At 41.6% G+C, this 26,899-nt stretch carries 27 protein-coding genes and 2 riboswitches; of the genes, 14 read left to right on the plus strand and 13 right to left on the minus strand.

Annotated features, from left to right (window positions below; all coding sequences use genetic code 11):
* Positions 1–44: 44 nt before the first annotated feature.
* On the plus strand, positions 45–1,397 hold the full coding sequence (locus tag ACFVS1_RS16410) for a hemolysin family protein (RefSeq protein ID WP_387548824.1): 1,353 nt from the start codon (positions 45–47) through the stop codon (positions 1,395–1,397).
* A 345-nt stretch (positions 1,398–1,742) separates the two neighbouring features.
* Here the strand turns inward: ACFVS1_RS16410 and ytvI are convergent, their stop codons facing one another.
* A complete protein-coding gene (gene ytvI, locus ACFVS1_RS16415) occupies positions 1,743–2,786 on the minus strand; it encodes a sporulation integral membrane protein YtvI (RefSeq protein WP_387548826.1) in 1,044 nt (347 codons plus the stop codon).
* A 127-nt stretch (positions 2,787–2,913) separates the two neighbouring features.
* On the opposite strand from ytvI, the gene ACFVS1_RS16420 reads away from it, so the two are divergent.
* Both ACFVS1_RS16420 and ACFVS1_RS16425 read left to right on the plus strand, forming a co-directional pair.
* Positions 2,914–3,117 (plus strand): hypothetical protein, encoded by a 204-nt coding sequence (locus tag ACFVS1_RS16420; protein ID WP_137019412.1) that lies wholly within the window; start codon positions 2,914–2,916, stop codon positions 3,115–3,117.
* A gap of 474 nt (positions 3,118–3,591) precedes the next feature.
* Positions 3,592–4,011, plus strand: a complete 420-nt coding sequence (locus ACFVS1_RS16425; protein ID WP_387548828.1) for a MarR family winged helix-turn-helix transcriptional regulator — start codon at positions 3,592–3,594, stop codon at positions 4,009–4,011.
* A gap of 68 nt (positions 4,012–4,079) precedes the next feature.
* Here the strand turns inward: ACFVS1_RS16425 and pdxR are convergent, their stop codons facing one another.
* Positions 4,080–5,471 (minus strand): MocR-like pyridoxine biosynthesis transcription factor PdxR, encoded by a 1,392-nt coding sequence (gene pdxR, locus ACFVS1_RS16430; RefSeq protein WP_387548830.1) that lies wholly within the window; start codon positions 5,469–5,471, stop codon positions 4,080–4,082.
* A 103-nt stretch (positions 5,472–5,574) separates the two neighbouring features.
* Between pdxR and ACFVS1_RS16435 the strand changes: the two genes are divergently transcribed.
* Positions 5,575–6,153, plus strand: a complete 579-nt coding sequence (locus ACFVS1_RS16435) for a GNAT family N-acetyltransferase (protein WP_352922224.1) — start codon at positions 5,575–5,577, stop codon at positions 6,151–6,153.
* Between the two features lie 46 nt (positions 6,154–6,199).
* Here the strand turns inward: ACFVS1_RS16435 and ACFVS1_RS16440 are convergent, their stop codons facing one another.
* The 3 genes from ACFVS1_RS16440 to ACFVS1_RS16450 all read right to left on the minus strand — a co-directional run bounded on the left by ACFVS1_RS16440 (position 6,200) and on the right by ACFVS1_RS16450 (position 7,894).
* Positions 6,200–6,343: a hypothetical protein gene (locus tag ACFVS1_RS16440; protein WP_161922753.1), complete on the minus strand. Its 144-nt coding sequence runs from the start codon at positions 6,341–6,343 to the stop codon at positions 6,200–6,202.
* A 64-nt stretch (positions 6,344–6,407) separates the two neighbouring features.
* A complete protein-coding gene (locus ACFVS1_RS16445; protein WP_387549400.1) occupies positions 6,408–6,863 on the minus strand; it encodes a GNAT family N-acetyltransferase in 456 nt (151 codons plus the stop codon).
* Positions 6,863–7,894 (minus strand): nitronate monooxygenase, encoded by a 1,032-nt coding sequence (locus ACFVS1_RS16450; RefSeq protein WP_387549402.1) that lies wholly within the window; start codon positions 7,892–7,894, stop codon positions 6,863–6,865. Before ACFVS1_RS16450 ends, ACFVS1_RS16445 begins: the two co-directional genes overlap by 1 nt.
* Before the next feature lie 144 nt (positions 7,895–8,038).
* Here ACFVS1_RS16450 and trhO point away from each other — a divergent pair, with 144 nt between their 5' ends.
* Positions 8,039–9,004: an oxygen-dependent tRNA uridine(34) hydroxylase TrhO gene (trhO, locus tag ACFVS1_RS16455; RefSeq protein ID WP_352922228.1), complete on the plus strand. Its 966-nt coding sequence runs from the start codon at positions 8,039–8,041 to the stop codon at positions 9,002–9,004.
* Between the two features lie 305 nt (positions 9,005–9,309).
* On the opposite strand, the gene ACFVS1_RS16460 is transcribed toward trhO, so the two are convergent.
* Positions 9,310–9,942, minus strand: coding sequence for a superoxide dismutase family protein (locus ACFVS1_RS16460; protein WP_387548833.1), 633 nt, complete (start codon positions 9,940–9,942; stop codon positions 9,310–9,312).
* 169 nt (positions 9,943–10,111) lie between these two features.
* Complete coding sequence (locus ACFVS1_RS16465) at positions 10,112–11,419, minus strand: CitMHS family transporter (protein ID WP_387548835.1); 1,308 nt, start codon at positions 11,417–11,419, stop codon at positions 10,112–10,114.
* Between the two features lie 196 nt (positions 11,420–11,615).
* On the opposite strand from ACFVS1_RS16465, the gene ACFVS1_RS16470 reads away from it, so the two are divergent.
* The 3 genes from ACFVS1_RS16470 (at position 11,616) to ACFVS1_RS16480 (ending at position 15,974) form a co-directional block, all read left to right on the plus strand.
* Complete coding sequence (locus ACFVS1_RS16470; protein ID WP_352922231.1) at positions 11,616–12,827, plus strand: MFS transporter; 1,212 nt, start codon at positions 11,616–11,618, stop codon at positions 12,825–12,827.
* Positions 12,828–13,093: 266 nt separating this feature from the next.
* Positions 13,094–13,183, plus strand: a riboswitch (cyclic di-GMP riboswitch).
* A 1,101-nt stretch (positions 13,184–14,284) separates the two neighbouring features.
* Positions 14,285–15,742, plus strand: coding sequence for a SulP family inorganic anion transporter (locus ACFVS1_RS16475; RefSeq protein WP_387548837.1), 1,458 nt, complete (start codon positions 14,285–14,287; stop codon positions 15,740–15,742).
* An 85-nt stretch (positions 15,743–15,827) separates the two neighbouring features.
* Positions 15,828–15,974 (plus strand): hypothetical protein, encoded by a 147-nt coding sequence (locus ACFVS1_RS16480; protein ID WP_155726446.1) that lies wholly within the window; start codon positions 15,828–15,830, stop codon positions 15,972–15,974.
* Between the two features lie 99 nt (positions 15,975–16,073).
* On the opposite strand, the gene ACFVS1_RS16485 is transcribed toward ACFVS1_RS16480, so the two are convergent.
* Entirely contained in the window at positions 16,074–17,003 is a 930-nt protein-coding gene (locus ACFVS1_RS16485; RefSeq protein ID WP_352922234.1) for a manganese-dependent inorganic pyrophosphatase, read from the minus strand.
* 293 nt (positions 17,004–17,296) lie between these two features.
* Positions 17,297–17,477: riboswitch (cobalamin riboswitch) on the plus strand.
* Positions 17,478–17,615: 138 nt separating this feature from the next.
* Here ACFVS1_RS16485 and ACFVS1_RS16490 point away from each other — a divergent pair.
* The 4 genes from ACFVS1_RS16490 to ACFVS1_RS16505 all read left to right on the plus strand — a co-directional run bounded on the left by ACFVS1_RS16490 (position 17,616) and on the right by ACFVS1_RS16505 (position 21,701).
* Positions 17,616–19,913, plus strand: coding sequence for a ribonucleoside-diphosphate reductase subunit alpha (locus tag ACFVS1_RS16490; RefSeq protein WP_387548839.1), 2,298 nt, complete (start codon positions 17,616–17,618; stop codon positions 19,911–19,913).
* Between the two features lie 45 nt (positions 19,914–19,958).
* Positions 19,959–21,011 (plus strand): ribonucleotide-diphosphate reductase subunit beta, encoded by a 1,053-nt coding sequence (locus ACFVS1_RS16495; RefSeq protein WP_352922237.1) that lies wholly within the window; start codon positions 19,959–19,961, stop codon positions 21,009–21,011.
* A complete protein-coding gene (locus ACFVS1_RS16500; RefSeq protein ID WP_387548841.1) occupies positions 20,983–21,420 on the plus strand; it encodes a flavodoxin domain-containing protein in 438 nt (145 codons plus the stop codon). The genes ACFVS1_RS16495 and ACFVS1_RS16500 overlap by 29 nt, the downstream gene beginning before the upstream one ends.
* Positions 21,421–21,533: 113 nt before the next feature.
* The gene (locus ACFVS1_RS16505) at positions 21,534–21,701 is read left to right on the plus strand and encodes a hypothetical protein (RefSeq protein ID WP_352922241.1); all 168 of its coding nucleotides are present in this window, start codon (positions 21,534–21,536) and stop codon (positions 21,699–21,701) included.
* A 41-nt stretch (positions 21,702–21,742) separates the two neighbouring features.
* On the opposite strand, the gene ACFVS1_RS16510 is transcribed toward ACFVS1_RS16505, so the two are convergent.
* Positions 21,743–21,940, minus strand: coding sequence for a cold-shock protein (locus ACFVS1_RS16510; RefSeq protein ID WP_028393295.1), 198 nt, complete (start codon positions 21,938–21,940; stop codon positions 21,743–21,745).
* Between the two features lie 197 nt (positions 21,941–22,137).
* Positions 22,138–22,629, minus strand: a complete 492-nt coding sequence (locus ACFVS1_RS16515; RefSeq protein ID WP_387548843.1) for a hypothetical protein — start codon at positions 22,627–22,629, stop codon at positions 22,138–22,140.
* Between the two features lie 115 nt (positions 22,630–22,744).
* Between ACFVS1_RS16515 and ACFVS1_RS16520 the strand changes: the two genes are divergently transcribed.
* Positions 22,745–23,224: a GNAT family N-acetyltransferase gene (locus ACFVS1_RS16520; protein WP_387549404.1), complete on the plus strand. Its 480-nt coding sequence runs from the start codon at positions 22,745–22,747 to the stop codon at positions 23,222–23,224.
* Here ACFVS1_RS16520 and modB read toward each other — a convergent pair.
* Entirely contained in the window at positions 23,186–23,839 is a 654-nt protein-coding gene (gene modB / locus ACFVS1_RS16525; RefSeq protein ID WP_352922244.1) for a molybdate ABC transporter permease subunit, read from the minus strand. The two genes, ACFVS1_RS16520 and modB, sit on opposite strands and share 39 nt — an antisense overlap.
* Positions 23,840–24,086: 247 nt before the next feature.
* Here modB and spx point away from each other — a divergent pair, with 247 nt between their 5' ends.
* Positions 24,087–24,482, plus strand: coding sequence for a transcriptional regulator Spx (gene spx, locus ACFVS1_RS16530; protein ID WP_328129621.1), 396 nt, complete (start codon positions 24,087–24,089; stop codon positions 24,480–24,482).
* Positions 24,483–24,538: 56 nt separating this feature from the next.
* Here spx and ACFVS1_RS16535 read toward each other — a convergent pair whose 3' ends face one another.
* Positions 24,539–25,969: a HAMP domain-containing sensor histidine kinase gene (locus ACFVS1_RS16535; RefSeq protein WP_387549406.1), complete on the minus strand. Its 1,431-nt coding sequence runs from the start codon at positions 25,967–25,969 to the stop codon at positions 24,539–24,541.
* Positions 25,959–26,648 (minus strand): response regulator transcription factor, encoded by a 690-nt coding sequence (locus ACFVS1_RS16540; protein ID WP_387548846.1) that lies wholly within the window; start codon positions 26,646–26,648, stop codon positions 25,959–25,961. The genes ACFVS1_RS16535 and ACFVS1_RS16540 overlap by 11 nt, the downstream gene beginning before the upstream one ends.
* Positions 26,649–26,899: the final 251 nt, after the last annotated feature.

Genomic DNA, 26,899 nt, shown 5'->3' on the forward strand with positions numbered 1-26,899 from the left:
GGTGTACTCCTTATTCGTCTCGAAGGCGAGTTAAGGGAGACTATTTGGACATAATAAACTTGGTTCTTATTGCCATTTTAATTGCTTTAACAGCATTTTTTGTAGCTACGGAGTTTGCGATTGTTAAGGTGAGAAGCACGAGGGTCGATCAATTAATTGAAGAAGGAACGAGGAATGCTATATCAGCAAAGAAGGTCATCTCCAACCTGGATGAATACCTCTCAACATGTCAGCTCGGAATTACCGTTACAGCTCTAGGGCTTGGATTCCTTGGGGAACCGACAGTTGAAAACATTTTGCGACCACTTTTAAATCAATTAAATCTTCCGGAGTCGGCTTCACATGTACTCTCAGTTGCAATTGCCTTTTCTTTCATTACGTTCATACATGTCGTTGTTGGAGAATTGGCACCGAAAACATTGGCGATTCAAAAAGCGGAGCAAGTAACATTATTGGTTTCGAAACCTTTAATTGCCTTTAACAAAGTCATGTATCCTTTCATTTGGGTACTGAATGGCTCTGCAAGGTCGCTTACAAGAATGCTAGGATTAAAAGCAGTTTCCGAACATGATTTGGCTCATACAGAAGAAGAGCTACGTATCATCGTTTCGGAAAGCTACAAAAGTGGCGAAATTAACCAATCAGAGTTTAAATATGTGAATAAAATTTTTGAATTCGATGATCGGATTGCAAAAGAAATCATGGTTCCACGTACAGAAATTGCAACGGTATCCAAAGATGATACGATCCAGCAATTTTTCACTGTCATGGCGGAAGAAAACTTTACACGATATCCTGTCATTGACGGTGATAAGGATCATGTTATCGGAATGGTCAATATCAAAGAGCTATTCACTGAAATGATAGACAAGAACAATCAGGCAGCGTCAACGATCGACCGATATGTTCGTCCGATCATCCGTGTCATTGACAGTATCCCCATTCACGATTTACTTTTAAAAATGCAAAAGGAACGTATCCACATGGCTATCCTCATGGACGAATACGGCGGTACTTCAGGGTTGGTGACCGTTGAAGATATCCTTGAAGAAATCGTTGGCGATATCCGCGATGAGTTCGACCTGGATGAAGTGCCGGATGTCCGTAAATTAAAAGAAGATCACTACATCATCGATGCCAAGGTATTAGTCAGTGAAGTGAATGACTTACTTGGATTGGATATCAATGATGAAGATATTGATACGATGGGCGGATGGATCCTTACTGAGAATTACGAGGCCAAACAAGGGGATATCCTGACTTATGGTCCTTATAACTTTAGGATAAAGGAAATGGAAGAACACCATATTCGTTATATTGAAATATTTAAACAAGTAAAAGTCGTAAGCGAAGTAAAAGAATTCCCGATCATATCACAAACCGAAATCGTTTCATGATCATAACCCCCGTTCCTAAAAGACAATAGGAGCGGGGGTTATTTTTTTTAACAGGTACATGAAATAAAATAAATACATATTATATAAAACCTGCTGCTTTTAACATTGAATGATTACATGAAGTATAGTTCTACCTTAATTGTTTCATACTGTTAAAAAAGCGATACTTTTTGAAGGAGTGAGGAATCATGAAACTCATAACCATTTGCCAGCACTGCAAAGGAAAAGGGAAAACCCGTTATCTGCAATTTTTTTCACGGGACTGCAATCATTGCAACGGCCAAGGTAAAGCGGTAAAAGATATGTCAAATTTAAGAAATCAGGCAAAAAACATCTAATAATCTTTCATATTTTGAAATTGGTTTTGATGACACCTGCCCTCTTTAACGTATCATAAACAATCAGTATCGAAGGTCCAAGGAAAAGCCCAATGAAGCCAAGCATCTTAAACCCTAAGTAAAGACTGATCAACGATGCCAATGGGCTCAACCCCATATTTGCTGAATAGATTTTTGGTTCGATTGTCCTTCTTATGATGGTAATGACCAGGAATAGGATGATGAGGCCAATACCTAGAGGATGGTTTCCTTGAGCCCAAACGATTACTGCCCAAGGAACCAGCACAGATCCCGTCCCCAAGATAGGAAGAATATCCACAACTACTATTAGGAGTGCCAATGGAATCGTATACTTCACATTTAACAACCAAAGTCCTCCATAAGCCATGATGAACGTTATTAAACTCAACGTAATTTGTGCCTTGATGAAGCCTACGGCTGCCATACTTAAATCTTGATAAACTAGCGAAATCTTTTGATAGGTGGATGTCTTCAAATAAAGGACTGCCTTTTTTCTTAACTTTGGCAATTCAAGACTAAATAAGAATAAAGCGATTAAGTAAATTAAAAAGTCAATGAAAAATCCCGGAATGAGTGTAACGAATTGAACCATATCCTGAACAATGCCCTCTGTGAACCCCTCCAGAGTCATGACTCCCTTTTCCATCGTTTGTTCTATTGATTGAATGAGATTTGACGGCAACGTTTGGGAATACCTTTCCCATTGCCTAATGACTGGCAATATAGCCGTCAAATACACTTCACGTATGAAACCGGGAAATTCTTCAGAATAGACAATGACCTTCTTGATTAATACCGAAAAGGAAAAATAAGTGATGCTCATAAGCCCGCCTACATATAGAGCAAACGAAATCAAGACTGCCCAAAAACGATGCAGCTTTGCCGTTTCACCAATCATGCGGACCAATCCATCCAAAAGAATGGCGGTAAGCAATGCTAAAATCAAAGCCCATGAATAGGGAATGACGATTACTATGACTAAAAGGAGAATCCCCCTCCAAAACCAGCGAAAAAAGACGGCGAAATTCACTGAACAAACCCTCCTTGCACTTTCCTGTTCTCCTTATATTTATGAAAGGGGATCCTATATATTTCGCTTATACGTTTTATTTTCTCAATAAGGGGAAAAGAGATACAAAGAGATGGAGGGATTGACATTGGATAATAAAGATAAAGAAAAGTATCTTGAGGAGCGTAATGATAAATCCAAGGCCTTCAAGAAAAATCAGGAAAAACAACTGGAACGTGATCAAGTGGTCATGCCCATTGACGATTTACCAATTGATGAAATTAAATATGAACAACAAGAAGAACGAAATAAAAAAGAAACAAAACACCGCTCTACCAGCGAGAAGTTTTAAACAAAAACCAGCCACTTTAGAGGCTGGTTTTTGCTTGCAGGATATACTGCATTCCGCTTTCAAGGAAACGTGACGTATTGACTTTTACCAATTCTCGGTGGTACTTATCGACAATTTGAAGGTAAAAATATATTTTTACCATCTTATAGAAGCGAGTGCCTGGAGCGGAAATAAACGCCCAAATGGACAACCGATAAAAAACTGTAGGCAAACTCGAATTCTCGGATTTTCTATAGTCTGAAATATCCCCCATCATATATTAGAGTTCCCCTTGTGATTGTGCTTATGCTTCCCCGTTGTTTTTGATGATTTGGGAAGACTGAGTTCCCTCCATTCATTCATATTGCCAGTATTTTTCCCTTTCCCGCTTCGCTTCCAAAAATAAACATTGACTGAAATAAATGATTCTTTACAATAGACTTTTAAGAATTAAAGAATATAATGGATTGGTCGACCATTATAAAGGAGAATCATATGACGAACCCTACTCAATTATTTCATCAATATTTACAAGTATCGAGATCATTAGTCAGCAAAATGAATGAACAAATTACAGCACTTGAAATTTACCATAATCAGTGGACAATCCTGAATTACTTAAAAAACTGTGGCTATTCCACAATCCCCGATATTTGCAGTTACTTGGATGTAGATAGTGTTATCATCACACGTTCGGTCAACAGTATGGAACAGAATAATATGATTAAACAAGTTCCTGGAAAAGATGAACAGGAAAAACGAATCGAACTGACGCCCCGGGGCAAAGAGGTACATACAAAATGTCTTAAGATTGCTGAAAAAATCGAAGGGAAAGCCCTGGAAGGCATTACTGAAGAAGAACAGGAAGTATTTTTCCATACGGTCCTTAAAATCCTCAATAATATAAGAAACTAAAATGGGTACCTTATATCATTGTTGAATAAGTGTGCAGCATGGCCTTTCCTTACTTTCGCACCAACAAGCTATAGCCATGCCTTTTTTAAAAGCCGGATTCCTGCTGTGATTTCCCTTTCGGTTAAACCACCGTACCCAATCAAAATAGTCGGATCTTTCACATTCTTTGAATGATAAACCGATGTTGGGTGGACTTTAACCCCCATACTGGCAGCCTTCTGAATGAGCTCTGCCTCACTGCTGCCGTTTTTTACCTTTAAAAGAATGTGCAAGCCTGACTTTTCACCGATTACGGCTACACGATCATGGAAGCTCTCTTCAATGGCATCCAGCAGAACCTTATTCTTTTTACGATAAATCGTTCGCATTTTATTCAGATGGCGCTCCCAATACCCATTTTTCATAAAAAGACAGAGCGTTTCCTGAATCAGTCTGGAAACGGTCTGTTTGTATCCTATTAACTCCTGCTGATAGCGGCAAGCCAACTCCATGGGTAACACCATAAATCCCACCCTGATTGATGGGATGAGCGACTTTGAAAACGTACCTAAGTAGATGACCCTTCCATTGTTGTCCAACCCTTGCAAGGACGGAATCGGTTTACCAGCATGTCGGAATTCCCCGTCATAATCATCTTCAATAATATAACCCTTTTTTTCCACTGCCCAATTGAGCAATTCCACCCGTCTCGTTATCGGCATGATCATACCGGAAGGAAATTGATGGGAAGGAGTGACATAGGCAACATTCGCTGCACTCTCTTTCAAGAAGTCCACACTCATTCCACTTTCATCCAAGGGTATGGATGCCATATCCGCTCCCTCCAGCCTCAGTACCTCCCTTACCCGATGAAAGCCAGGGTCTTCCAACCCAAATACCCGTTCATTTCCAAGAAGTAACCGCAGCAGATGGATGAAATACTGGGTACCTGCCCCAATGATGATTTGATCAGCCCCGCAGCGAACTCCTCTCGATTGAAATAGGTAGGATGAAATCTCAGCCCTGAGCCCCCACTCCCCTTGAGGATCACCGCTCATGAACATTTCCCTTTCCTGAAGATACAAAGTATTGTTCAAGCATTTTTTCCATACGGCATGCGGGAAAGAATCGACGTCCACCCGGCCATGATTGTAATCTATCTCATTTCTTTCATTCGGAGGACACATCATCCCTTCTGTTACAGGCAACGGCTCATTCAAAGCTGAGATCGGTTCTAAATCGGCTACGTAATAACCTTTCCTTAATTGACTCTCCACATATCCTTCTGCCATCAACTGCTGATAAGCCGTATCCACTGTATTCAGGCCTATCCCTAAATGCAAAGCCAGTTTTCGTTTAGAAGGCAGTTTCATTCCGGACTTTATTTGCCCATTCTGGATTTCCTTCATAAAGTATTTATACAATTGGACATATAAAGCTTCTTTATTCGTTTTATCTAAGGTTAGAGTGATTTCAAACATTTGGTCCTCCTTCAAACTGGTTCCATAAATTATATCAGTATTGGTCCTTATTGCAGAACCAGAATATTTTTATAATGAAGATATCAATCAAGAGGAGGACACTATGGAGCATACCGAATTATACGGAAAACACGTGATACTCACCCCGATGATGGAACATCATATCGAACCGCTTTACGCCGCTTCCCTGCCATCTGAAATATGGGAATGGAGTGCAACAAAAATTTTGTCATATGAAGAGGCGATCTCCTATGTAAAGGAAGGCATTCGAGCAAGGGAACAGGAACTTCATCATCCATTTGCCGTTATCGATCGGACTGATGATTCGATAGTCGGCAGCACGAGCTTAAGAAATATTCAATTTTATAATCAATCCCTGGAAATCGGCGCGACTTGGTATCACCCCGACAAATGGAGAACAGCCATTAACACAGAATGTAAGTACCTTCTATTGCAGCATGCTTTTGAAAAGTGGCAAATGAAACGGGTTGAATTCAGGACTGACGAATGCAACAAAAGATCGCGTGCAGCCATAACCAGGCTCGGCGCCCTTGAAGAAGGCATTTTGAGAATGGAGAAAAAACTGCAAGATGGAAGGATCAGGAACACGGTGGTCTATAGTATTCTCGAGCAAGAATGGCCAAGTGTGAAACGGAATTTAGAAGCTTTTTTGGAAAGGTGAAAATGAGAAAAAGAGTGCCGTTGTTTTGCACTCTTTTTCTCTTGTGCTATTTTTCATGTGAGTCTTTACGAATTTTCGATAAAGAATCCTTTTGCCTTTTCGTTGATCGAATGAATATGAAAACGCCAATCGCAAATAAAAACGGCATTAGTAAAGCAAAAAGAAGGTAAATCATATCACCAAAGAACAAGTTCATTCCCCCTAAGCAATGCGATGTCTGTAAAGCATTTCCGTCAAATTTGGATGATCATTGTTTAGTCTAAGCTTTGTGACAAGCGAATCATATCCTGGCACTGAATCCCATTTTCATAAATGGCCTCGGAATAGTTTCTATTAAAAAAATCCCGATCGACCCCAGTTATTCTAAAACCGCATTTTTGGTAAAGGGCAAGCTGCCCTATCCCAGAATTCCCCGTTCCGATTTCAATCATTTTATATCCCTTTTCCCTTGCATGGCCTTTGGCGTGTTCAATCAATTGCCTGCCGATTCCTCTTCCATGGTGCCGTTCATCCACTGCGATGTTCATTATTTCTATCAGTTCCGGGCCTTTTTGCAGTAAAACAGAAACACCGATCATTCGCTTATCACTCACGGCAACGAAGCACGTTCCGCTCTCCAAATATCCCTCGACCAATTCCCTTGAAGGATCTGCCAAAAGCAATAAATGCATCGGGGGTGGCTCATCCTTAAATAATTCCCTTATCTCAATCAATATCCAAACCCTTCTCCGTTCAATTCTTCTACAAGCAGTTCAACCAATTCAGATGCAGGAAGTTCCCTGCTCAACCTATATCCCTGTCCTGCCCACAAAGCCATCAATTCAGGATTGTTTTTTTGTCCTGCCGCTTTCCGCATTTGTTTTGTCATGTGATGGACATAAGGATAGGCGACTGGTGCAACGCTATCATACTCCGTTAAAAAGTGATTCACCAACCCGCGTGCCCTCCGGCCGCTGAAGGCTCTGGTAATAGAGGTCTGAGTAAATCGGGGATTTACCAGCGCCGCCTTATGGACCGGACTTGCCCCGCTTTCGGGACAGCGAAGGAAAGCGGTTCCCAATTGCGCCGCTGTTGCTCCCGCTTCGAGCACGGCCGCGATATCCTTTCCATGCATCAGTCCGCCCGCGGCAATGATCGGTAAGTCCAGTTCATCTTTTATCATCCGTATCAATACTAAAAGACCGTAATCATCTTCTATGCGGTTATCAAAGCTGGCCCGGTGCCCCCCTGCTTCAACCCCCTGTACACATAGAACATCGGCGCCTGCTCCCGCCGCTTTTTTTGCTTCCTGAAGGTTGGTTACTGTCACGGCTATAAGGGAACCGACATCTTGGAGCTCCCTTATTACTTCTTCCGTTGGACATCCAAACGTAAAACTGACGACAGCGACCCCAGCCTCCTTCAATACATGTAGTTTATATCTCCAATCATCGTCATCACTATTGGCTTTTCCAATCTCGGCCCCAACGCTCTCGGCCTCTTTTTCGATCTTTTCACGATAGCCAGATAGTATATTTTCATCCACCGCATCGTTGCCTGGCACAAATACATTCATGCCAAAAGGGCGCTCAGTCAACTGACGGGTCTGCACTATCTCGTCCTTCATCTCTTCCGCAGTCTTATAGCCAGCTGCGAGAAAGCCCAATCCTCCTGCATTGGATACTGAAGCCACAAGCTTCGGAGTGGAAGCTCCTCCTGCCATCGGTGCCTGAATGATTGGATATTTCATTAACTCTTTCAACATTCCAAACAGCTCCTCTTGATTTTTCTTCATGCCCTTATCATTTTTACGTTTTCTTGGTATAATGATTATCTGTAAGAGAAAAGTGTCTTAATGATCACCCTTTATATCTTGCAAATATAAAACATAGGTGGTAAATAAAAAATGGAAACAAAGCCATATAGAGTATTACTTTATTATTTGTATGTACCCATCGAGAATCACGAAGAATTCGCAGCCGAGCATCTTGCGGCATGTAAAGCCCTTGAATTGAAAGGCCGTATCTTGGTGGCTTCAGAAGGAATCAACGGAACTGTTTCAGGTACGATCGAACAAACCGACCAATATATGGACATGATGAAAAGCGATCCCCGCTTTGCCGACATCGTGTTTAAAATAGATGAAGCTGAAGGCCATGCTTTCAAAAAAATGCATGTTCGTCCACGCAATGAGCTTGTAACGCTTCGCTTGGAAGACGACGTCAACCCGAACCAGACGACAGGCAAATACTTGAGCCCGAAAGAGTTCTTCGAGCAAATGCAAGATGAAAACACCATCGTGCTTGATGCCAGAAATGACTATGAATTTGATTTAGGACATTTCAGGGGTGCAATCAAGCCAGAAATCACGAATTTCCGTGAACTTCCCGAATGGGTCCGGGAAAATAAAGAAATGTTCGAAGGCAAAAAAATCCTAACGTATTGCACCGGCGGTATCCGCTGTGAGAAATTCTCCGGCTGGCTTGTCGAAGAAGGCTTTGAAGATGTAAGCCAGCTGCATGGCGGCATTGCAACATACGGGAAGGATCCCGAAGTCCAAGGTGAGCTATGGGATGGCCAAATGTATGTTTTCGATGAAAGGATTGCCGTACCTATCAATCAAAAGGAACATGTCATTGTCGGACGCGATATTTATTCCGGCGAACCTTGTGAACGCTATGTCAATTGCGCTAATCCTGAATGCAACAAGAAAATCCTTTGCAGCGAAGAGAACGAACACAAACATATGCGCAGCTGTACCCATGAATGCCGAGTGCATCCGCGTAATCGCTATGTAGTCGAGCATAACCTTTCTGAAGAAGAAGTGGCTGAGAGATTACAGCTAATCGAAGATTCCATTACGGCAAAATGATTTTAGCAAACCCGAATCAGTGGACATGATCCCTATTCGGGTTTTTTGATCAATTCAAACCAAATCTTATTTTCCTATATTAAACCTATGCATTGGTTTCATTCCACTGCAAGAATTAACTTTGATCTTTTTAATACCACTGCTTCTACTACAACTTCACTTACATTCTTACTTCTATATCACAATAGAGAAAACCTTCTTAAATCGTAAAAAAAATGATTTCAGCTTTAAGATTTTACCTGTCAGCAGTCCTATCTTCAATGAAAAGAGCGATTCCTCTTTAGAGGAATCGCTCTTACTTTTTGTTATTTTGCCTCTGTACTAACAACAATCCCGCAAGCTTGCCTATCTCCTGCATCACCCGTTTTCAAAGTATCTATATCCGGTCCTTTTTCTCCATTGGCTTCATAGCGGTCAGGAATATTGGCAAAGTTGTCTGGATTCGCATGAACGATTACAGCCAGCTCTTCTTTCTTCAGTTGATCTATTGTCATGTTATCCAATGTAGCCGTATATTTTGCTGTCCCATCTTCTTTTACATATAAAGGAGGCATATCACCTGCGTGTTTAGAATGCGTTTCATCAGTTGGATTGAAGTGTCCTCCCGCTGTAGTGAAAGGGCCATCCTTGGCATTTGCCTCACATGCTGCGTTTTCGTGAACATGGAATCCATGATAGCCTGGCTCAAGGCCCTCCAAAGCTGTCTCGATCACTACAGAATTCTCTTCAGCGGTAAAGTTCACCGTCCCAAGTGCCTTACCTTCTGCATCTTTAACTTCCGCTTTCACCTGCGGATCAACCTCTGTATCTGTTCCTTGTCCCACTGTAGTCATATCCTCGGCATTATTGTCGGCCTGATTTGAATCATCCGCTGAATTACATCCATACAGTAAAAAGGCAGTACACATAGGCAGTATAAGTTTTTGTTTATAGTTCATGATACATTCCCTCACTCTCTTATATGTATTTCCTCTTATTACTTTCCACTATTATGGAAGAATAAACAGAAAGCGGGATAAATAGGAAAATAGAATATACCAGCGAGAGTGAACACCTTACTAAATTCACAGATAAGGATTTTACAATATAGCTTAATGGGCTCACATTTTACAAAGTGATGACCCCGAAAGTAATGGCTGCAATCGTCATGACGATGGTTGTCCCAAACGCCCATTTAAACAAGAATTTTTGGTGATCACCAAAGTCCACGCCTACAAGGCCAATTAATATGAATGTTGCAGGCACCAATGGCGATAAGGGAAACCCTGCGGTCGAGTGGCCCAATAAAGCCGCCCTTCCGATTTCTACAGGAGCAATACCGAAGTTCGATGCCGTTTCACTTATTATTGGCAGAATGCCAAAATAATAGGCATCAGGTGAAAAAATGAACCCCATCGGAATGCTTGTCAGCGCTACCACCAGTGGCAAATGTGCCCCGAGCCACTCCGGGATGATGGTTACGATTGAAGCTGCCATCGAGTCCATCATCTTTGTTTCTGTGAATACGCCCGTAAAAATCCCTGCAGCGAAAATGAGTGTACAGATCATCACAAAACTATTGGCATGACTTAAAATCCTTTCCTGCTGTTCTTTCGGGTTCGGAAAGTTAACGAATAGTGCAATCGCAAAAGCGGAGGCAAATAAGATTTGTATCGGCAGCACTTCCATCACCAGAAAAACCATCAGTAAAATCGTCAAGAACCAATTAAACCAAAAAAGCTTGGATGTTCCTTGAGGTGCGGTTTCAACAGCTGCAGCCTGTTCGCTCATACCAGGTTGCATGTTCGTTTCCAGGGAGCTGACTCCCAATCTCTCCCTTTCCTTTTTGCCAAGCACATATGCCGAAAAAAGCGTCCATAAAAGACCGCAGATCATGACCGGTATGAGAGGAATGAATAACTCCGATACTTCAACCTGAAGGCTCGCGGCCGCCCTGACCAAAGGACCTCCCCAAGGGATCATATTCATGACGCCAGCTGCTAAACCAACGACACAGGCCAATACTAGCCTGTTCATCCCTAATTTGATATAAAGCGGCAGCATGGCTGAAACGGTGATCATGAATGTGGAAGAACCGTCTCCATCCAACCCAACCAACATGGTTATAATGGCGGTTGCCATGACAACCTTTAGCGGGTCTCCTTTTACAAAGCTCAGAATTTTAGCGATCATGGGCTCGAATAAACCAACGTCAATCATTAAACCAAAGTATAGAATAGCAAAAACGATCATGACTGCTGTTGGTGTCACTTTTAAAATACCCGCAACCATCATATCTCCCATTTCCGTAGCAAACCCACCAATAACACCAAAAGCTATCGCAGTGAAGATAAAAGCGACAACCACTGATAAGCGCTTTGTGATGACTAAGACAAGAAACGTTAAAATCATGCAAAATCCTAGAATCGTTAACATGTTAAAAACTCCTTTAATTGAAAATGATACTCTTAGATATTTTAATTTTTCTGAAAAATCAATATTTTCACATTATATCATTTGCTCATTCATTAAAAAACCAGTAAAACAAATTCGTTTAATAAATTAGTTAAATTCTGTATACTATTATTTAGGAACCCGAAGCTTTTTCGGAGGAAAGAAGTGTTGTATGTAAATGAACGCTCATAAAATAGCTAAACGGAATCTCTTCATCATGTGGTTCGCCAATTTCTTCATAGGCGGGAGCATGACGATGGTTCTTCCATTCATATCCTTATACATTGGTACATTCGGAGATTATACTACTCAATATATCCAGCATTGGTCCGGATGGACTTTTGGAATCACTTTCGTGACAGCCTTTTTATTTTCCCCCATTTGGGGACGGATTGGTGACCGGTATGGCAGAAAGAAAATCTTGATTGCCTGTGCCTTTGGGATGGGTCTGTCCATCTTCCTGATGGGATTCGTCGAAAATGTTTGGCAGCTATTCGTCTTAAGGATGTTCACAGGAATATTCACGGGCTTCATTTCCATGTCACAGGCCTTCATATCAACGCAAACACCAAAAGAAATTGCCGGACGTGTACTGGGAACATTACAAACGGGAAATATAACCGGTTCCCTTTTCGGACCATTGCTTGGCGGCCTGCTTGCAGATACACTCGGCTATTCAACCGCCTTTAAATTCACCTCCATCACCATTTTCATCTCTGGACTTCTTGTTTTTGCAACCAAGGAGTACCGAATGGAACAGCAGAAGGGAACGAAGTCGAGCTATACAAGCAGGGAAGTTCTCTCGCATATCTTAAGGAACCCCATTTTAGTGAATGTCATGCTCATTTCGACACTTGTCCAAGTTGCCCACTTCAGCATCCAGCCCATTCTTTCTTTATACGTTGGTGAGCTGCATGGAACTTCCAATCTTGGATTTTACTCAGGAATCGCCTTTTCTGCAGCAGGCCTGGGTAATTTATTGATGGCGCGTCACTGGGGCAAGATAGGTGATCGGCATGGTCATGTGAAGATTCTTGTGCTGCTTCTTTTTCTGACAGCTCTTGTCTACTTGCCCGGTGCCTTCATCAATCAATTTTGGCAGCTTGTTTTTGTACGTTTCATACTGGGCATGGCAATAGGCGGCATCATCCCTGTAAGGATTGCCTACATTCGCCAAGAAGCGCCTGTCGCAATGCAGGGGGAAGTGCTTGGGTACAATACGAGCCTGCGCTTTTTAGGCAATATCATCGGACCCGCAATGGGCGGAATGGTTGCCGGTTTCTACGGATTCTCTGCCGTTTTCATCACGACCAGCACGTTACTCCTCATAGCCGGACTTGTCCTCTATTTCGCGATGCACCGAAATCCGGAGTTAGCCAGATCGCATTAATCACATTTCGGCAAGAAAGCCTGCTTCCAGATGGAAGCAGGCTTTCTCAAGTTTAATGCTCATACAGCTGTAGTGCTGGATACTTCTTGAATTGGATGTCGTTTCAGTCGTATTCCAAAACAGGCAGTTAGACCAAAAACTAACAAGAGTCCTGCACACATGAAAAAGGAATAGTGGAAACCAGCTGCTGCCGACAACCTTAGATCCCAATCATAAATTGATAAGTATTTTTACTGCACTTCATAACACATTAGATTTTATGTTAAGATTATTATAGGCAAATTTTATGAAAGTAAAAGACGCAAAGCCACGGGCCTAAACCAACAACTAGTTGTCATGGCAGCCGGGCTGCCAAGATTTTTCTTGAATGGATCATTTTATAATCAATTTCTTGCCCCTTTTTAATTTGCCTAAAATTAAAACAAGGAGGGTTATTATGTTCTTTCCAACCATTTATTCAGCTACTACGGATGAGAGACACATAGTTAAAGATAAAAATACTTGTGCATGCGGCACAAGATATAATGTATTCGCAATGTTGTCCAGAAGCGACCTTCGAAAGATCAGGTTCAAGCATTATAAAGAAGTGACATGTCCTAAATGTAAATCCAGTATCATTGATAAGGATTAGCCCCTTAACACTGGTATGGGGTTCCCTACTTCTTCACCCTCACCACTTCCTTGTATGAAAAAAAGGAAGATATGGTTCCGGTAATAAAACACTCTTACCTCATGCCCAATTATAACTGACACAGTTAAAGCACTATCTTAAATGTACGGCTGGCCCCATAACTGGCTTGATTGATATAAATCATCATGTGATTTATAAGTAATCATTAGATTCTATATCGTTTCACTACCTTCTAAAACCCATGTCTAGAATGCAAAGCGAGTAGTCATGAAATAGATCCCTACCGTTTTACTCCATTCCTTGGCGGGAATTTTACAAAAGCGTATAGAAGCCCATTACATCAAAAATGGCCAAGCCATTTTTCGGCAATCCATTTCGACTGACATTATTACATGCATGGCCTGTATAGTGGGACCGCCTACCTCCATTTGATAATCGGATGTCTACTAAGATAATGATATATCTCCTCCCAATACGAAGGTACGAGTTAATTTTCCCTTTCAACCTGCAATCTACATACCATCCCTTTTAGTCATTGATTTTTTTCAGTTTTTGAGACCCTGCAGAAGGTCAATAAACAGTTTTCCTATTCATCGTATAGATGAATTGAGGCTTCTTCAGCCTTGGTTCCCTCACATAATGGCTCAAGCACCTTATGTATCAATTCTTCCCTCTTCAGGCATTTTACCTTCATTCAATTAGAAATGAATAGCCCTCGATTTGTCGTTTATATTATCCATATAGATTGAAAGAAGGACTCATGCTATAATTTAGTGCGATAAAAAAGAAATGAACACACATATATAAAGTAAGAAGGAGTGTTTCTTTGAATATATCTGCATACAGACAGGAATGGTTCGGCAACGTTAGAGGAGATGTTCTATCGGGAATTGTCGTTGCCTTGGCATTGATTCCCGAGGCGATTGCCTTTTCGATCATTGCCGGCGTTGACCCAATGGTTGGTCTATATGCCTCATTCTGCATTGCCATCGTCATCTCTTTCGTCGGCGGGAGGCCGGGAATGATATCGGCTGCCACTGGCGCAATGGCACTCGTCATGGTTGACCTTGTTAAAGATCATGGCTTGAACTATTTACTTGCTGCAACAATATTGACTGGTTTGCTGCAAATTTTACTAGGGGTTTTAAAAATCGGGAAATTAATGAAGTTCATTCCGAAGCCGGTCATGACTGGTTTTGTGAATTCTTTAGCCATCTTGATTTTCACGGCACAGCTCACCCATTTCGTGGGCGAAACATGGATCATGTATGTCATGACAGCCGTTTCATTAGCAATCATTTATCTTTTTCCGATGATCACGAAAGTCATACCTTCACCACTTGTCGCCATCATATTCATGACGATCGTTGCAGTTACCACAGGGGCTACGGTACGGACGGTTGGGGATATGGGCCAATTGACCGAGGCGCTTCCGATGTTCATGCTTCCAGACATCCCTTTGACCTTCGAAACTTTGGCGATCATTTTCCCTTATTCCATTGCCCTTGCGTTTGTTGGGTTGCTTGAATCGTTATTGACAGCTCAAATTGTCGATGGGATGACTGACACGGACAGTAATAAAAATAAGGAAGCCAAAGGCCAGGGGATTTCGAATATCATCGCCGGATGTTTTGGAGGCATGGCAGGATGTGCGATGATCGGCCAATCCGGTATCAACATTAAATCGGGTGGAAGGGGCCGGCTCTCGACATTTGTAGCGGGCGCATTCCTTATGGTATTAATCGTGGTATTGAATGATGTCCTTATTAAAATACCAATGGCTGCACTTGTCGCAGTCATGATCATGGTTTCAATCGGGACCTTTGACTGGTCTTCCCTAAAGAGGCTCACTAAAGCTCCTAAGTCGGATGCAGCCGTGATGATCGTGACGGTCCTCATCGTTCTTTATACTCATGACTTATCAAAAGGGGTATTTGCCGGAGTGCTTTTGAGCATGATTTTCTTCTCGGCTAAAATTTCTAAAGTGGCGGTAGAGAAAACGGAAGACATCCAGGCTAAGAAAATCACTTATCGTATCAGCGGACAAATATTTTTCGCTTCTGTCCAGGACTTTGTTTCGAAGTTTGACTTCAAGGAAAAGGCCGATGCAATCGTGATCGACTTCACCAACTCCAAAATTTGGGATGATTCAGCGGTAGGTGCTGTTGATACGGTTATCCATAAATATCAGCTTCTTGGAATACCTGTCCAAGTGCAAGGACTCGATCAAGAAAGTTCGTCATTGCTTGAAAAACTCGCCACGTCCGAAAGTAAAATATCTTGAAGAAGTAACATTCTACTGAATAGAAACTTTTCAAACCGACAAAATAGATAACATGAATCATTTCCTTTTGAAAGGAGCGAAAAGCATGACACCCGAGCAGGATTATACAGCAGCAAATCTGTCACCGGATTTATTGAATGAACTGAAAAGCTTTGAAAGCAAACTAGGCGAGGAAGCCAATAAAGAATTGATTGTCATCGCCTATGAAAAAGAAAAGGAAGCCTTGAATTAAGAAAAAAGACTCAAACACCCTTGATGGATGGTTGAGTCTTTTTTTTGCATGTACAAAAAAGGATGCCCAAAATTTTTATTGAGCATCCCTTTTCATTTATTACTTGCTGAATACGTCCGTTAAGACCGGCACAATTTGTTTTTTACGCGATACAACGCCTTCTAAGACGGCGATGTTGTTGTTTAATGAAACGTCGTATGCTTTTTCCACTGCATAAGCTGCTTTACCAAGAGCCAAGGCAACAGAATCATTAGTCAGGATATCCGTTACGACGAATAGGAATAAGTCCAATTCCTTCACAGCGATTACCGCTTCAATCGCCGCTTCCAATTCAGCTTGCTTGGCAAGGACTTCGTTCGGATCAACAGCATTGACTTGTGCTATCTCCACTTTAGCCATTCCCATGGAGAATTCCTTTGCGTCAAGAGTGATAAGCTGAGCAATCGTTTTGTCGCTCAAGTCAGCTCCAGCCTTCAACATTTCCAATCCATATGTTTCAGCGTCGACACCCGCAATGGCAGCCAATTCCATAGCTGCTGCAACGTCTTGTTCCGTGCATGTAGGTGATTTGAACAATAAAGAATCGGAAATGATGGCAGACAGCATAAGACCTGCGATTGCTTTAGGAACTTCAATGCCGTTTTCTTTATAAATTTTATTTAAAATGGTTGCCGTACAGCCAACTGGTTCCGCACGGTAATATAAAGGATCGCTCGTTTCGAAGTTAGCGATACGGTGATGGTCGATAACTTCCAACACACGGACTTGGTCAATATCTTCAGCACTTTGCTGGCGTTCGTTATGATCGACCAAGATTACGCCATCAGCTTCCCCTGCAACTTTTTCCACAAGACGGGGAGCATCGAATTTGAATTGGTCCAATGCATATTGAGTTTCACCATTCACTTCACCCAGACGAACTGGTTCAGCGTTGATACCTAACTGCTTTTTCAGGTCTGCATAAGCGATTGCCGAACAGATTGTGTCTGTATCCGGGTTTTTATGTCCAAAAACTAATATTTTTTCCAAGATTTTATCCCCTTTTTCATAAATATTTTTCCGTGAATCCCCTCACCGCAATAAGGGAGAGCCAACTTTACTAGACACTTTATTTTAACACAAAATCGCGTAAAATCAGCGCTTGAATTATCCATTCCCCAATAAAATCTTTCATTACTTCACCCTCTGCCATCACTTTGTCAATAGATAAGGGTTGGTTTTTTTCAAATATATTAGTTGAATTATGATCGTATATGGCTTACGATAATATAAGCAGAAATACTAGATATTGATTACATAAACAACACCAATAACTATATATAGAATTTATTATAATCCAAGGTGCCAGTGATGGCTGAAAAGGGAATCCGGTGTAAACCCGGAACTGTCCCCGCAACTGTAAATGTGACGAAATGAGAAACCCACTGTATAGATCTCTATACGGGAAGGACTCAAAGTAGGATGATCATGAGTCAGGAGACCTGCCTTGAATTTTTCACGTTTCTTATTCTTCGGGGATTGAGATGATGAAACGATAGTATAACGGCTATTTTTTCATGGCTCCTTTATTCTATCGTTTGATCCGCTCAATTCTTTGGGCGGTTTTTTTATTTTAGCGGAAGTTAACAAGGAGGATTATTCATGACTCAAACATATAACTCTACCATAAGTGAAAATGACACAGAAACGAAATCCATCCAGCTTGAGATGTTATCGAAGGAATTCGAAGGCCGTCTCGATATGGAAAAGTTCAAAAAGCGTTTTACAAAATGGCTGGATCGCAAAAGTGACTCAACCGAAGAACAGGCATCAAAAAAACTGATTCAGCTCGCTCTTGAAGGTGTGGATATCGATGCTCCGGATTGGACATTCGTTGCTGCAGCAGAACTGTTGAATACAATGTATAGGGATGCACAAGCCAATCGAGGTTATGAAGGCAAGAGTTATGGGCCGTTCTATGAGCTGATCACAGAACTCTCCCATCTCTCGGAAGGTCAGCGTTATCCAATTTATAAACCCGAACTGCTATCTTCCTATACAAAAGCGGAAATTGAGGAATTGGGTTCGATGATCGACCCGGAAAAAGATAAATTATTCTCTTACATAGGCATCTACTTATTGAACGACCGCTATCTGGCCCGCCCAAAAAAGGACAAGGTCTACGAACTGCCGCAAGAACGTTTCATGATCATCGCGATGGAAATCATGCGAATGGAAAAAACGGAGCACCGCCTGCAACTTATAAAAGAAGCATACTGGGCCATGTCCAACCTTTATATGACCGTTGCGACTCCCACACTCTCCAATGCAGGTAAAACACATGGACAGTTAAGCTCTTGCTTTATCGACGCAATTGAAGATTCCATTGACGGCATCTATCTATCAAACTACGATGCAGCAAAAGTATCTAAATTCGGCGGCGGTGTCGGCCTTTACGTTGGTAAGGTTCGCTCGCTTGGTTCCGATATCCGGGGTTTCTCTGGAAACAGTTCCGGCACGACGCCCTGGATTCGACTATTCAACCAGACAGCTGTAAGTGTCGATCAATTGGGTCAACGTAAAGGGGCCATCGCGATTTACTTGGATGCCTGGCATAAAGATATCATGAGCTTCCTCGATTTAAAGACACAAAACGGGGATGACAGATTGAAAGCCCATGATATTTTTACAGGCGTATGCATACCGGATTTATTCATGGAGGCTGTACGCGACAGAAAAGAATGGTATCTTTTCGATCCGCATACCGTTAAGCAAACCCTCGGATTTTCACTTGAAGATCTTTATGACGAGAAGAAAGGCGAAGGAAGCTTCAGGAATCATTATGCACTTGCTGTCGAGGCCGCAGAAAATGGCACGCTTCCAAACTATAGCTTTGAAAAAATCAATGCGATGGACATCATGAAAAGCATCATGATTTCTCAATTAGAAGAAGGCGTACCGTATATGTTCTACCGCGATGAAGTTAATCGGAAAAATCCCAATAAACATAAAGGTATGATTTATTGTTCTAACCTTTGTACGGAAATTGCCCAAAACCTAAGCCCTTCGACGATCACGGATGAATATGAAACAGAAGATGGAGATGTTGTTGTGGTTCGTAAAAGCGGCGATTTCGTTGTCTGCAACCTTTCATCCATTAACCTGCCACGAGCGGTGGGCAGCGATGTTTTGGAAAGATTGATTCCCATTCAGATCCGTATGCTGGACAATGTCATTGATGTGAATAATCTTCCTGTCAAACAAGCATCCATCTCGAATAAACGTTACCGGGCAATTGGTTTAGGAACGTTTGGATGGCACCATTTACTTGCCACACAGAATATTTATTGGGAATCCGATGAGGCTGTTCAATATGCCGATGCTTTATACGAAAAAATCGCTTACTTAACAATCAAGGCATCCAACGAATTGGCCAAGGAAAAAGGATCGTACCCATATTTTGAAGGATCTGATTGGCATACAGGGGACTATTTCGATCTGCGTGACTATACAGATCAAAAATGGATGGATTTAAAAGCAGACGTGCAGGAACACGGGACCCGTAATGGATATTTAATGGCGATTGCTCCCAATTCATCGACAGCCAAAATCGGTAATTCCACGGATGGCATTGACCCTTTGTATGAAATTGAATTTTACGAAGAAAAGAAAAACTTCAAATTCAAGGTGACCGCACCAGGCTTGACGCCAAATACGTATGAATATTATAAAAAAACGCGATTCAATTTGGACCAACTGGAAAGCATCAGGCAAAATGCAGCCCGACAACGCCATATTGACCAAGCAATCAGCTTTAATTTGTATGTACACAATACAATCAAAGCGAAGGTCCTGTTGGATATCCATTTAACGGCATGGGAAAGCGGGTTGAAATCAACGTATTATGTTCGTTCGACTTCTTCCGAATATGACAATGCCTGCGAAAGCTGTTCAAGTTAACGACATTGATGATTCAGTAATCTATTCTTAAAGGAGTTTTCACGAATGACCAATCATATCAAAAAAATCCGGATGCTCGAACCGACGCATCCAACCAAGGCAACCGGTGTTTTCAAAGGAGAAGCTTCAGGCTTCCTCCTTTGGAATGATATTCAGTATGAAAAATTCTATGATACCTATACACAGCTCATCAATAACTTTTGGAAGCCTTCGAGCGTGAACATGATTCAGGATAAAAAGCAGTGGGGCGAATTGGACGAAGATATCCAGGATGCTTTTCTCGATATCCTTACGATGATTGCTGGAATGGACAGTCTTCAAACGCCAACATTAGTAGAAATCCTTCGGTACATCAAAGATCCGGCGGCAAAAGCTATCCTGGCCAACATGGCCCAGCAGGAATCAATCCATAATGAATCTTATTCCTATATCCTTGCTTCCTTGATTCCGGTAGGCAAGCAAAAACAGCTTTTCGACCGCATCAAAGAGCATCCTGAAGTGATTAAGCGTAACCAACCGATCGTTGATGCTTATCAAACGTTCGTGGACGATCCCAGCCCACAGCATTTATTCGAGGCACTGATCCATTCAACGAACCTTGAGGGGATTTATTTCTATCTGGCTTTCGCCTTTTATTATAATTTAGGACGCCAAAATCTAATGACCGGTTCCGCTACGATGATATCCTATATTCATCGCGATGAAATGGTCCATTTCGATTTCATTGGAATGCTCATTCAAATCTTGATGTATGAATATCCTGAGTTAAATAATGAAGAAAACACGAAGTTCATCTATACGACGATTGAAAGAGCAGTCGAACTCGAAAAGGAATGGTCTGAATATATGCTCGAAGATATCCAAACCAAAGCCGATCTTGATTTGGAAGAATTCAATGAGTACATCGAATATATCGCCAACAAACGATTACGTATGCTAGGCCTTGAAAATTTGTATAAAGAATATGGCGAGAACCCGATGCCATGGATCAAAACGTTCGATGATGAATCCATCGGACTTACGAAAACCGATTTCTTCGAACAGAAGTCAAGGACATACAGTCAAGTAAATGCCAGTAATGGGTTCGATGAGCTGTAAAGTTGCCATTGTCTATCATTCTGCCGGCGGCAATACAAAAGCGCTTGCTGAAGCCGTCGCTTCCCTTTTACCTGAAGCTTTCCTTTATCGGATGAATGAATTCGATTTACGTACATTGCCGGATTACGATGCATTGATCGTCGGCACCTATACATGGGGCAATGGAGAGCTTCCCGCTAAATCAGCAGCCCTTTATAAAGAACTGGAACAGTTGCCTATTGCTCATCTGAAAACGGGAGTCTTCGGCACTGGTGAAACCAACTATCATCATTTTTGTGGGGCCGTCGATCATTTCCGGGACATGTTATTTGCCAAGAGCCAGTTATTGGTGACATTAAAGATAGAACAGATGTATCAAGAATCAGACTTGCCCAGACTTCAAAAGTTCGTCTCGCTATTCCAGAACTGAATGAAAGGGGATTTGCATGTTCGTATATCCCCTTTTTTTAAAAAACTTGACTCCCTCTATCATAGCAGCCGTAAGCATGAAGTATAATGGAAGAAAAAAGGAGATAATATCCAATGACTGAAAATATAACCCAGTTCCTTCCTATCCTTTTTATGCTAGTGCTTGCAGTATTCATTATATTCATCGTGTTTTTCCTGTCAGGGCATTTTAATCGTTCTAAACGGATCGAAGAAAAATTGGACAAGGCATTAAAGGAAATCGCCGAAATGAAGGAAAAATAAAAAGACTCCAAAATCGGAGTCTTTTTTTTATATGCGTTCAATTATTTTTGAACGTTAGCTGCTTGTGGTCCACGAGCGCCTTGCTCGATTTCGAAAGAAACTTCTTGGCCTTCTTCAAGCGTTTTGAAGCCTTCTCCTTGGATAGCTGAGAAATGTACGAATACATCGTCTTGGCCTTCAACTTCGATGAAACCGAAACCTTTTTCTGCGTTAAACCATTTTACTTTACCTTGTACCATGATAGTTCCTCCTGTGTTTGGAAAAATCCATTTTATTACTATTTTTGGTTCTGGATAATGTTTCAAGAGGAATCCTATTACAGTAAATCCTTCTATCAAACTTTTCCGAACAAAAATAATTACTCATATTATATCATGGAAAATCGTAAAAAAACAAGATTATCGCAGTAAATCAACCGACAAATTATCCTAAAATTCTACATATTCCTCTTCTTGCTTTGTCGGAAGCCTTCGTCCAATAAGTAGCGCTCCGCCTCTACCGGACTCTCGAAACACTCTTCAAGATTCGACCCTGAATAAACATTCCAAAGCAGGTCTTCCCTTTCAAGTGTAAGCTCTTGCTTTTCAGGGCCAATCCATGCCCCTTCCAACCTGGCGAACTCGTTTTCCTCTTCTTCGAATTCTACCGGAGGTTCAGATAGGTAATCCACGCTTTTTTGGATAATTTCTTTCAATTCTGCTTCATTATAGTCACGTATATTGATAAACCCTTTACGGTCAGTGTCTTTTTTTCTCATATGCCCTGCGTAAACGAATCCATTTCCATTGGGATGCAAGTGCTGAACGACGATTTTTTTCTCTTGGACGCTATCTGGATAATGGAAGTTCACACGTCCCAATGAAACGTCTTTTCGCTGTAATTCCGGAAAAGTTTCAATGATGTTCAATTTTTCTTCAAATGTTAACAAATTTCTTCCTCATTTCATTAGTTCATATTGTTTGTCGATTATAACATAGACTGATTGGAAACAATAATCCCTCACTTCCATTATAATGTAATGAAAGGGAGTGATTTGATTGATCATGACAATTCGGGACCTGGACTCCGATTATGGCCGGCAGCTTTTTAAACTTCAGAAAGAATCCTATAAGGTGGAAGCGGATATGATCGGCTTTGCCGATATCCCTCCATTATTGGAAACATATGAACAATTCATTCATTGTCATGAAACGTTTCTATGCTTTTTAAAGGGTGGTGCCTTAGCGGGTGCAATATCTTATACAAAAGAAAATGGTCTAATACTGATTTGCCGGATGGCCGTTCATCCTGATTATTTTCGGCAGGGTATCGCGGATGCACTGCTGCATGCTCTTCAATTACACGGCGACTGGGAAAAGATATCCGTTTCGACCGGTAAAATGAACCTGCCTGCACGGAACCTTTATGAAAAAAACGGATTCATCCATAAAGAGGACGTAGAAGCCGCACCTCTCTTTTTCATAAGCATATTCGAGAAACAGCATTCATTTTATGTATGTCACGATAAAAAGCATAATGAATGAAATGACAATGATTACGGCAACCCATAGCCAGGCTAATGTCATATTCCCGGAGTCCATGGCGATATAAATCGCGGTCGGTATGGTTTGTGTCTGTCCGGGAATGTTTCCGGCAAACATGAGTGTGGCCCCGAATTCCCCCAATGCACGCGCAGAACTCAAGATGGCACCAGTGACGATGGATTTGACTGCCAATGGAAGGGATACATTCAGGAATAATCTCCACTCGCCGGCCCCGTCAACCCTTGCTGCATTTTCAATTTCTTCATCTATACCTTCAAAGCCTGTTTTAGCGGATTGGTACATAAGCGGAAACGCTACCACAGTAGATGCAATGACCGCCGCCCACCACGTGAACATCAGGGGCTGTTCAAAAACCCTTTCAATGAATTGTCCCGGGATTCCACTCTTGCCAAAAATCACAATCAATAAAAACCCCACGACGGAAGGCGGCAAAACGAGCGGCAATAAAAACGCTGTTTCCAACAGCACTCTTCCCCTGAATTTCTTTTTAGCCATCATTCGCGCTAGGATAATTCCTAAAATGAAAACAAGGATACCCGACAGTCCCGCTACTTGTATCGATAGCCTGACTGGTGACCAAAAATCCCCTGTCATGATACCATCCGCGCATCACTGTTAAATAACGGCCTATGCGGGTACTTTTGCGGCATGATTACCAAAACCGTTTCTTTTTCATTAAAGGCAGATTCCATTTCATCTTCTCCCTTTCTTTTTAAAATAACTTTTAAGTTTATTTTTCTTGACATCTTGCTGACACAAAGGAACGTTAAAGTAAGAGTATCACAAATATAAAAATAATTTCATTCCAATAAACTTGAAAACTTTGAAGGAGTCGATTTTAATGGTAACCATTTATACTACCCCAAGCAGTTTAGCCTGTCGTAAAGCAAAAGCTTGGCTTAAGAAGAACGAAATTTCCTTTAATGAACGTAATCTATATTCCCAACCTCTTTCTATAGAAGAAATAAAAGAGATTTTACGTAAAACGGAAGGCGGGACAGATGAAATCATCTCAACCCGTTCCAAAAAATTTAAAAGCCTGAATATCGATATAAATAATACACCACTCAATGATCTTTGCAAACTTATTCAAGATAACCCGGATTTACTTCGCCGGCCAATCATTTTCGACCATAAGAACTTGCATGCAGGATACAATGAAGAAGAAATGGGACGCTTCCTTCCAAGGAAGGTCCGTCATATACAATTATGGCGTGCAATCAGCCAATTGGCTTAATCAGTTAACATTCTGCATAATAAGAGGGTTGTCCATTACATCGGACAACCCTTTTTTTATATCTTATCCGCTTTCTCTATGACAATCGTGAAGGTGGTGCCATGTTCATCGCTATCCTTAAGCACAAGATCTCCCTTCTGCGCTTTTGCGAGCATCTTACTGAATGGCAGTCCCAAACCTAACCCACGTACCTTCAGCTTTTTGTTTTCACCTCGATAAAATGGTTCGAACACAAATTGCTGTTCATGTTTCGGAATCCCCCGCCCGCTGTCCAGTACATCAATGCAGATCCGTTCATCATCCTTTTCATAAAGGTGAATCTCTATTCTCCCTTTGCCATCAAGTGCATGTCTGGCATTATTCAAAAGATTAATGACGATTTGCTGCATCCGCAATGAATCAATTTGACCAAAGACCGGTTCATCAGGAACTTTTATCTCAAAAGCGAAAGCTTGATCATCATCCTGGGTCACCTGCCAGCGATAGGCAATTTCCTTGATGAATATATTGATATTCTCTTTTTGCACCCGGATTTTAAAAGCGCCTGCCGATATGGCATTATAATTGAGTAAATCCTCTATCATACCTTGTAAACGCTGAGTTTCCTTTAAGGAAATATCGAGGAATTCCTTACTTTGCTCTCCCTTAACGACATCATCCTTAACCGCTTGTATCAGTCCGCTAATGGAAGTGACTGGCGTTTTCAAATCATGGGTTACGCCTGCAAGCAATTCCGCCCGCAACTTCTCCATGACCTTCAATCGATTGGTCATTTCCTTAAATGATTCTATCAGTTCATAAATTTCTTCTTCCTTGATTTCCTCTTCCTCTTTGAAATGGATATCATAGTTACCTTCACGAACCTGGACAGCGGCGTTAGCCACGTCTTGGATGGGTCGCGAAATCTGCCTGGAAAGAAAATAAATGACTCCCGTTCCGAGAATCAGAAGTCCTCCAATCATGATCGCCAACAAGCCATGATCTTGGTTGATTTCCTTCAATGCCCCTTCTTCCTGGGCAATGACCACCCAGCCTCTCGTCTCATCGTTAAACGTAATGGGGGATTTAACGACATATACTTTGTTGTCGGAAATCTTGACCTTCTGGACTAACGCCTTATTTTTCATGATGACGTCCGGGAGTTTATTTTCATCCGGATCGATATACAATTGTGGCATCGTATATATGATGGTGGCATCGGGATCGACGATGTAGATGATTGGCTGTTGGTTCAGGTGGAGTATTTTCTCCCTTTCCTCAACAATTTCCGAAAGGATCGGGCCAACGACAATCTGGCCATTTTCCTTAATCGCACGATCGGATGTTTCATCAGCTAAGTATTTAAGAAGGCTGAGCCTATATTCCAAAGCCGTTTTTTCCATCCACCATAAGGAAAAAACAGACAATAATATCAAACCTGAAATCAAGGTCAATACGTACCTCTTGGTCCAATAGCGTTGTAAAGTGGTTCTTTTTTTAGTTTTCATAGACACTCAATTGATACCCCAATCCACGCAATGTTTTTATTTCCCCCTCAGTTACAGGCCATGTATCTATCGCTTTCCTGATTCGTTTGATCGCCAGGTCCACCGCACGGTCACTGCCGTCATAATCTATGCCCCACACTTGGTCAAGCAGCTGTTCTCTCGTGAAAATTTGATTAGGGTACTTAGCGAAAAAAACAAGCAGCGACAAATCACGCGGCGTCAAGTTTATCTCTTCCCCATTCAAATGCACCATGTAAGACAGACCATCGATGGTTAAACTCCCAAATTGATGTACATGACCATCTTCCGTAACAGCCGATGATGATCTTCTTAAAACGGCATGCACCCGGGCCACCACTTCTTCGGCAACGAAGGGTTTGGAGATGTAATCATCCGCACCTGACTTAAATCCCGATAATCTGTAATCGACATCAGTCAGTGCGGTCAACATGATAACCGGACATGTATCGTCCTCCCGGATTTCCTTCAGTATATCCCAGCCTTCCTTACCAGGCAGCATGACATCAAGCAGGACAAGGTCTGGCTTCATTTCTTCAAACACCGGAATGGCCTTTAGCCCATCGTAAACTTGGACTACATCAAAACCTTCCCGCTCCAAATATGCTTTCAATACCATCGATATGGCGATTTCATCTTCTACTACAAGAATTTTCTTCATACGGATTCCTCCTTCCTGAATTATAGTGGAATCATTTTATATATGCTAACTATTAAAAAGGCCAAGCATTTTTCCTCAATCTTACTATTTTTATGTGTCAGGATTATGTTCGCAGTAAAATTAACAGATGTTTTCACATAGTAACCTTGTGTAAGTGACCACGATTCATTTTAACAGGAATGCTTCTGCATGTTCGTAATAATCATCCAGAAAAAAATATGATCTCCTTATACATTCTTAAGAGGCTGGCT

The sequence above is a fragment of the Peribacillus sp. NPDC058075 genome (assembly GCF_042885195.1).
Classification (GTDB): Bacteria; Bacillota; Bacilli; order Bacillales; family DSM-1321; genus Peribacillus.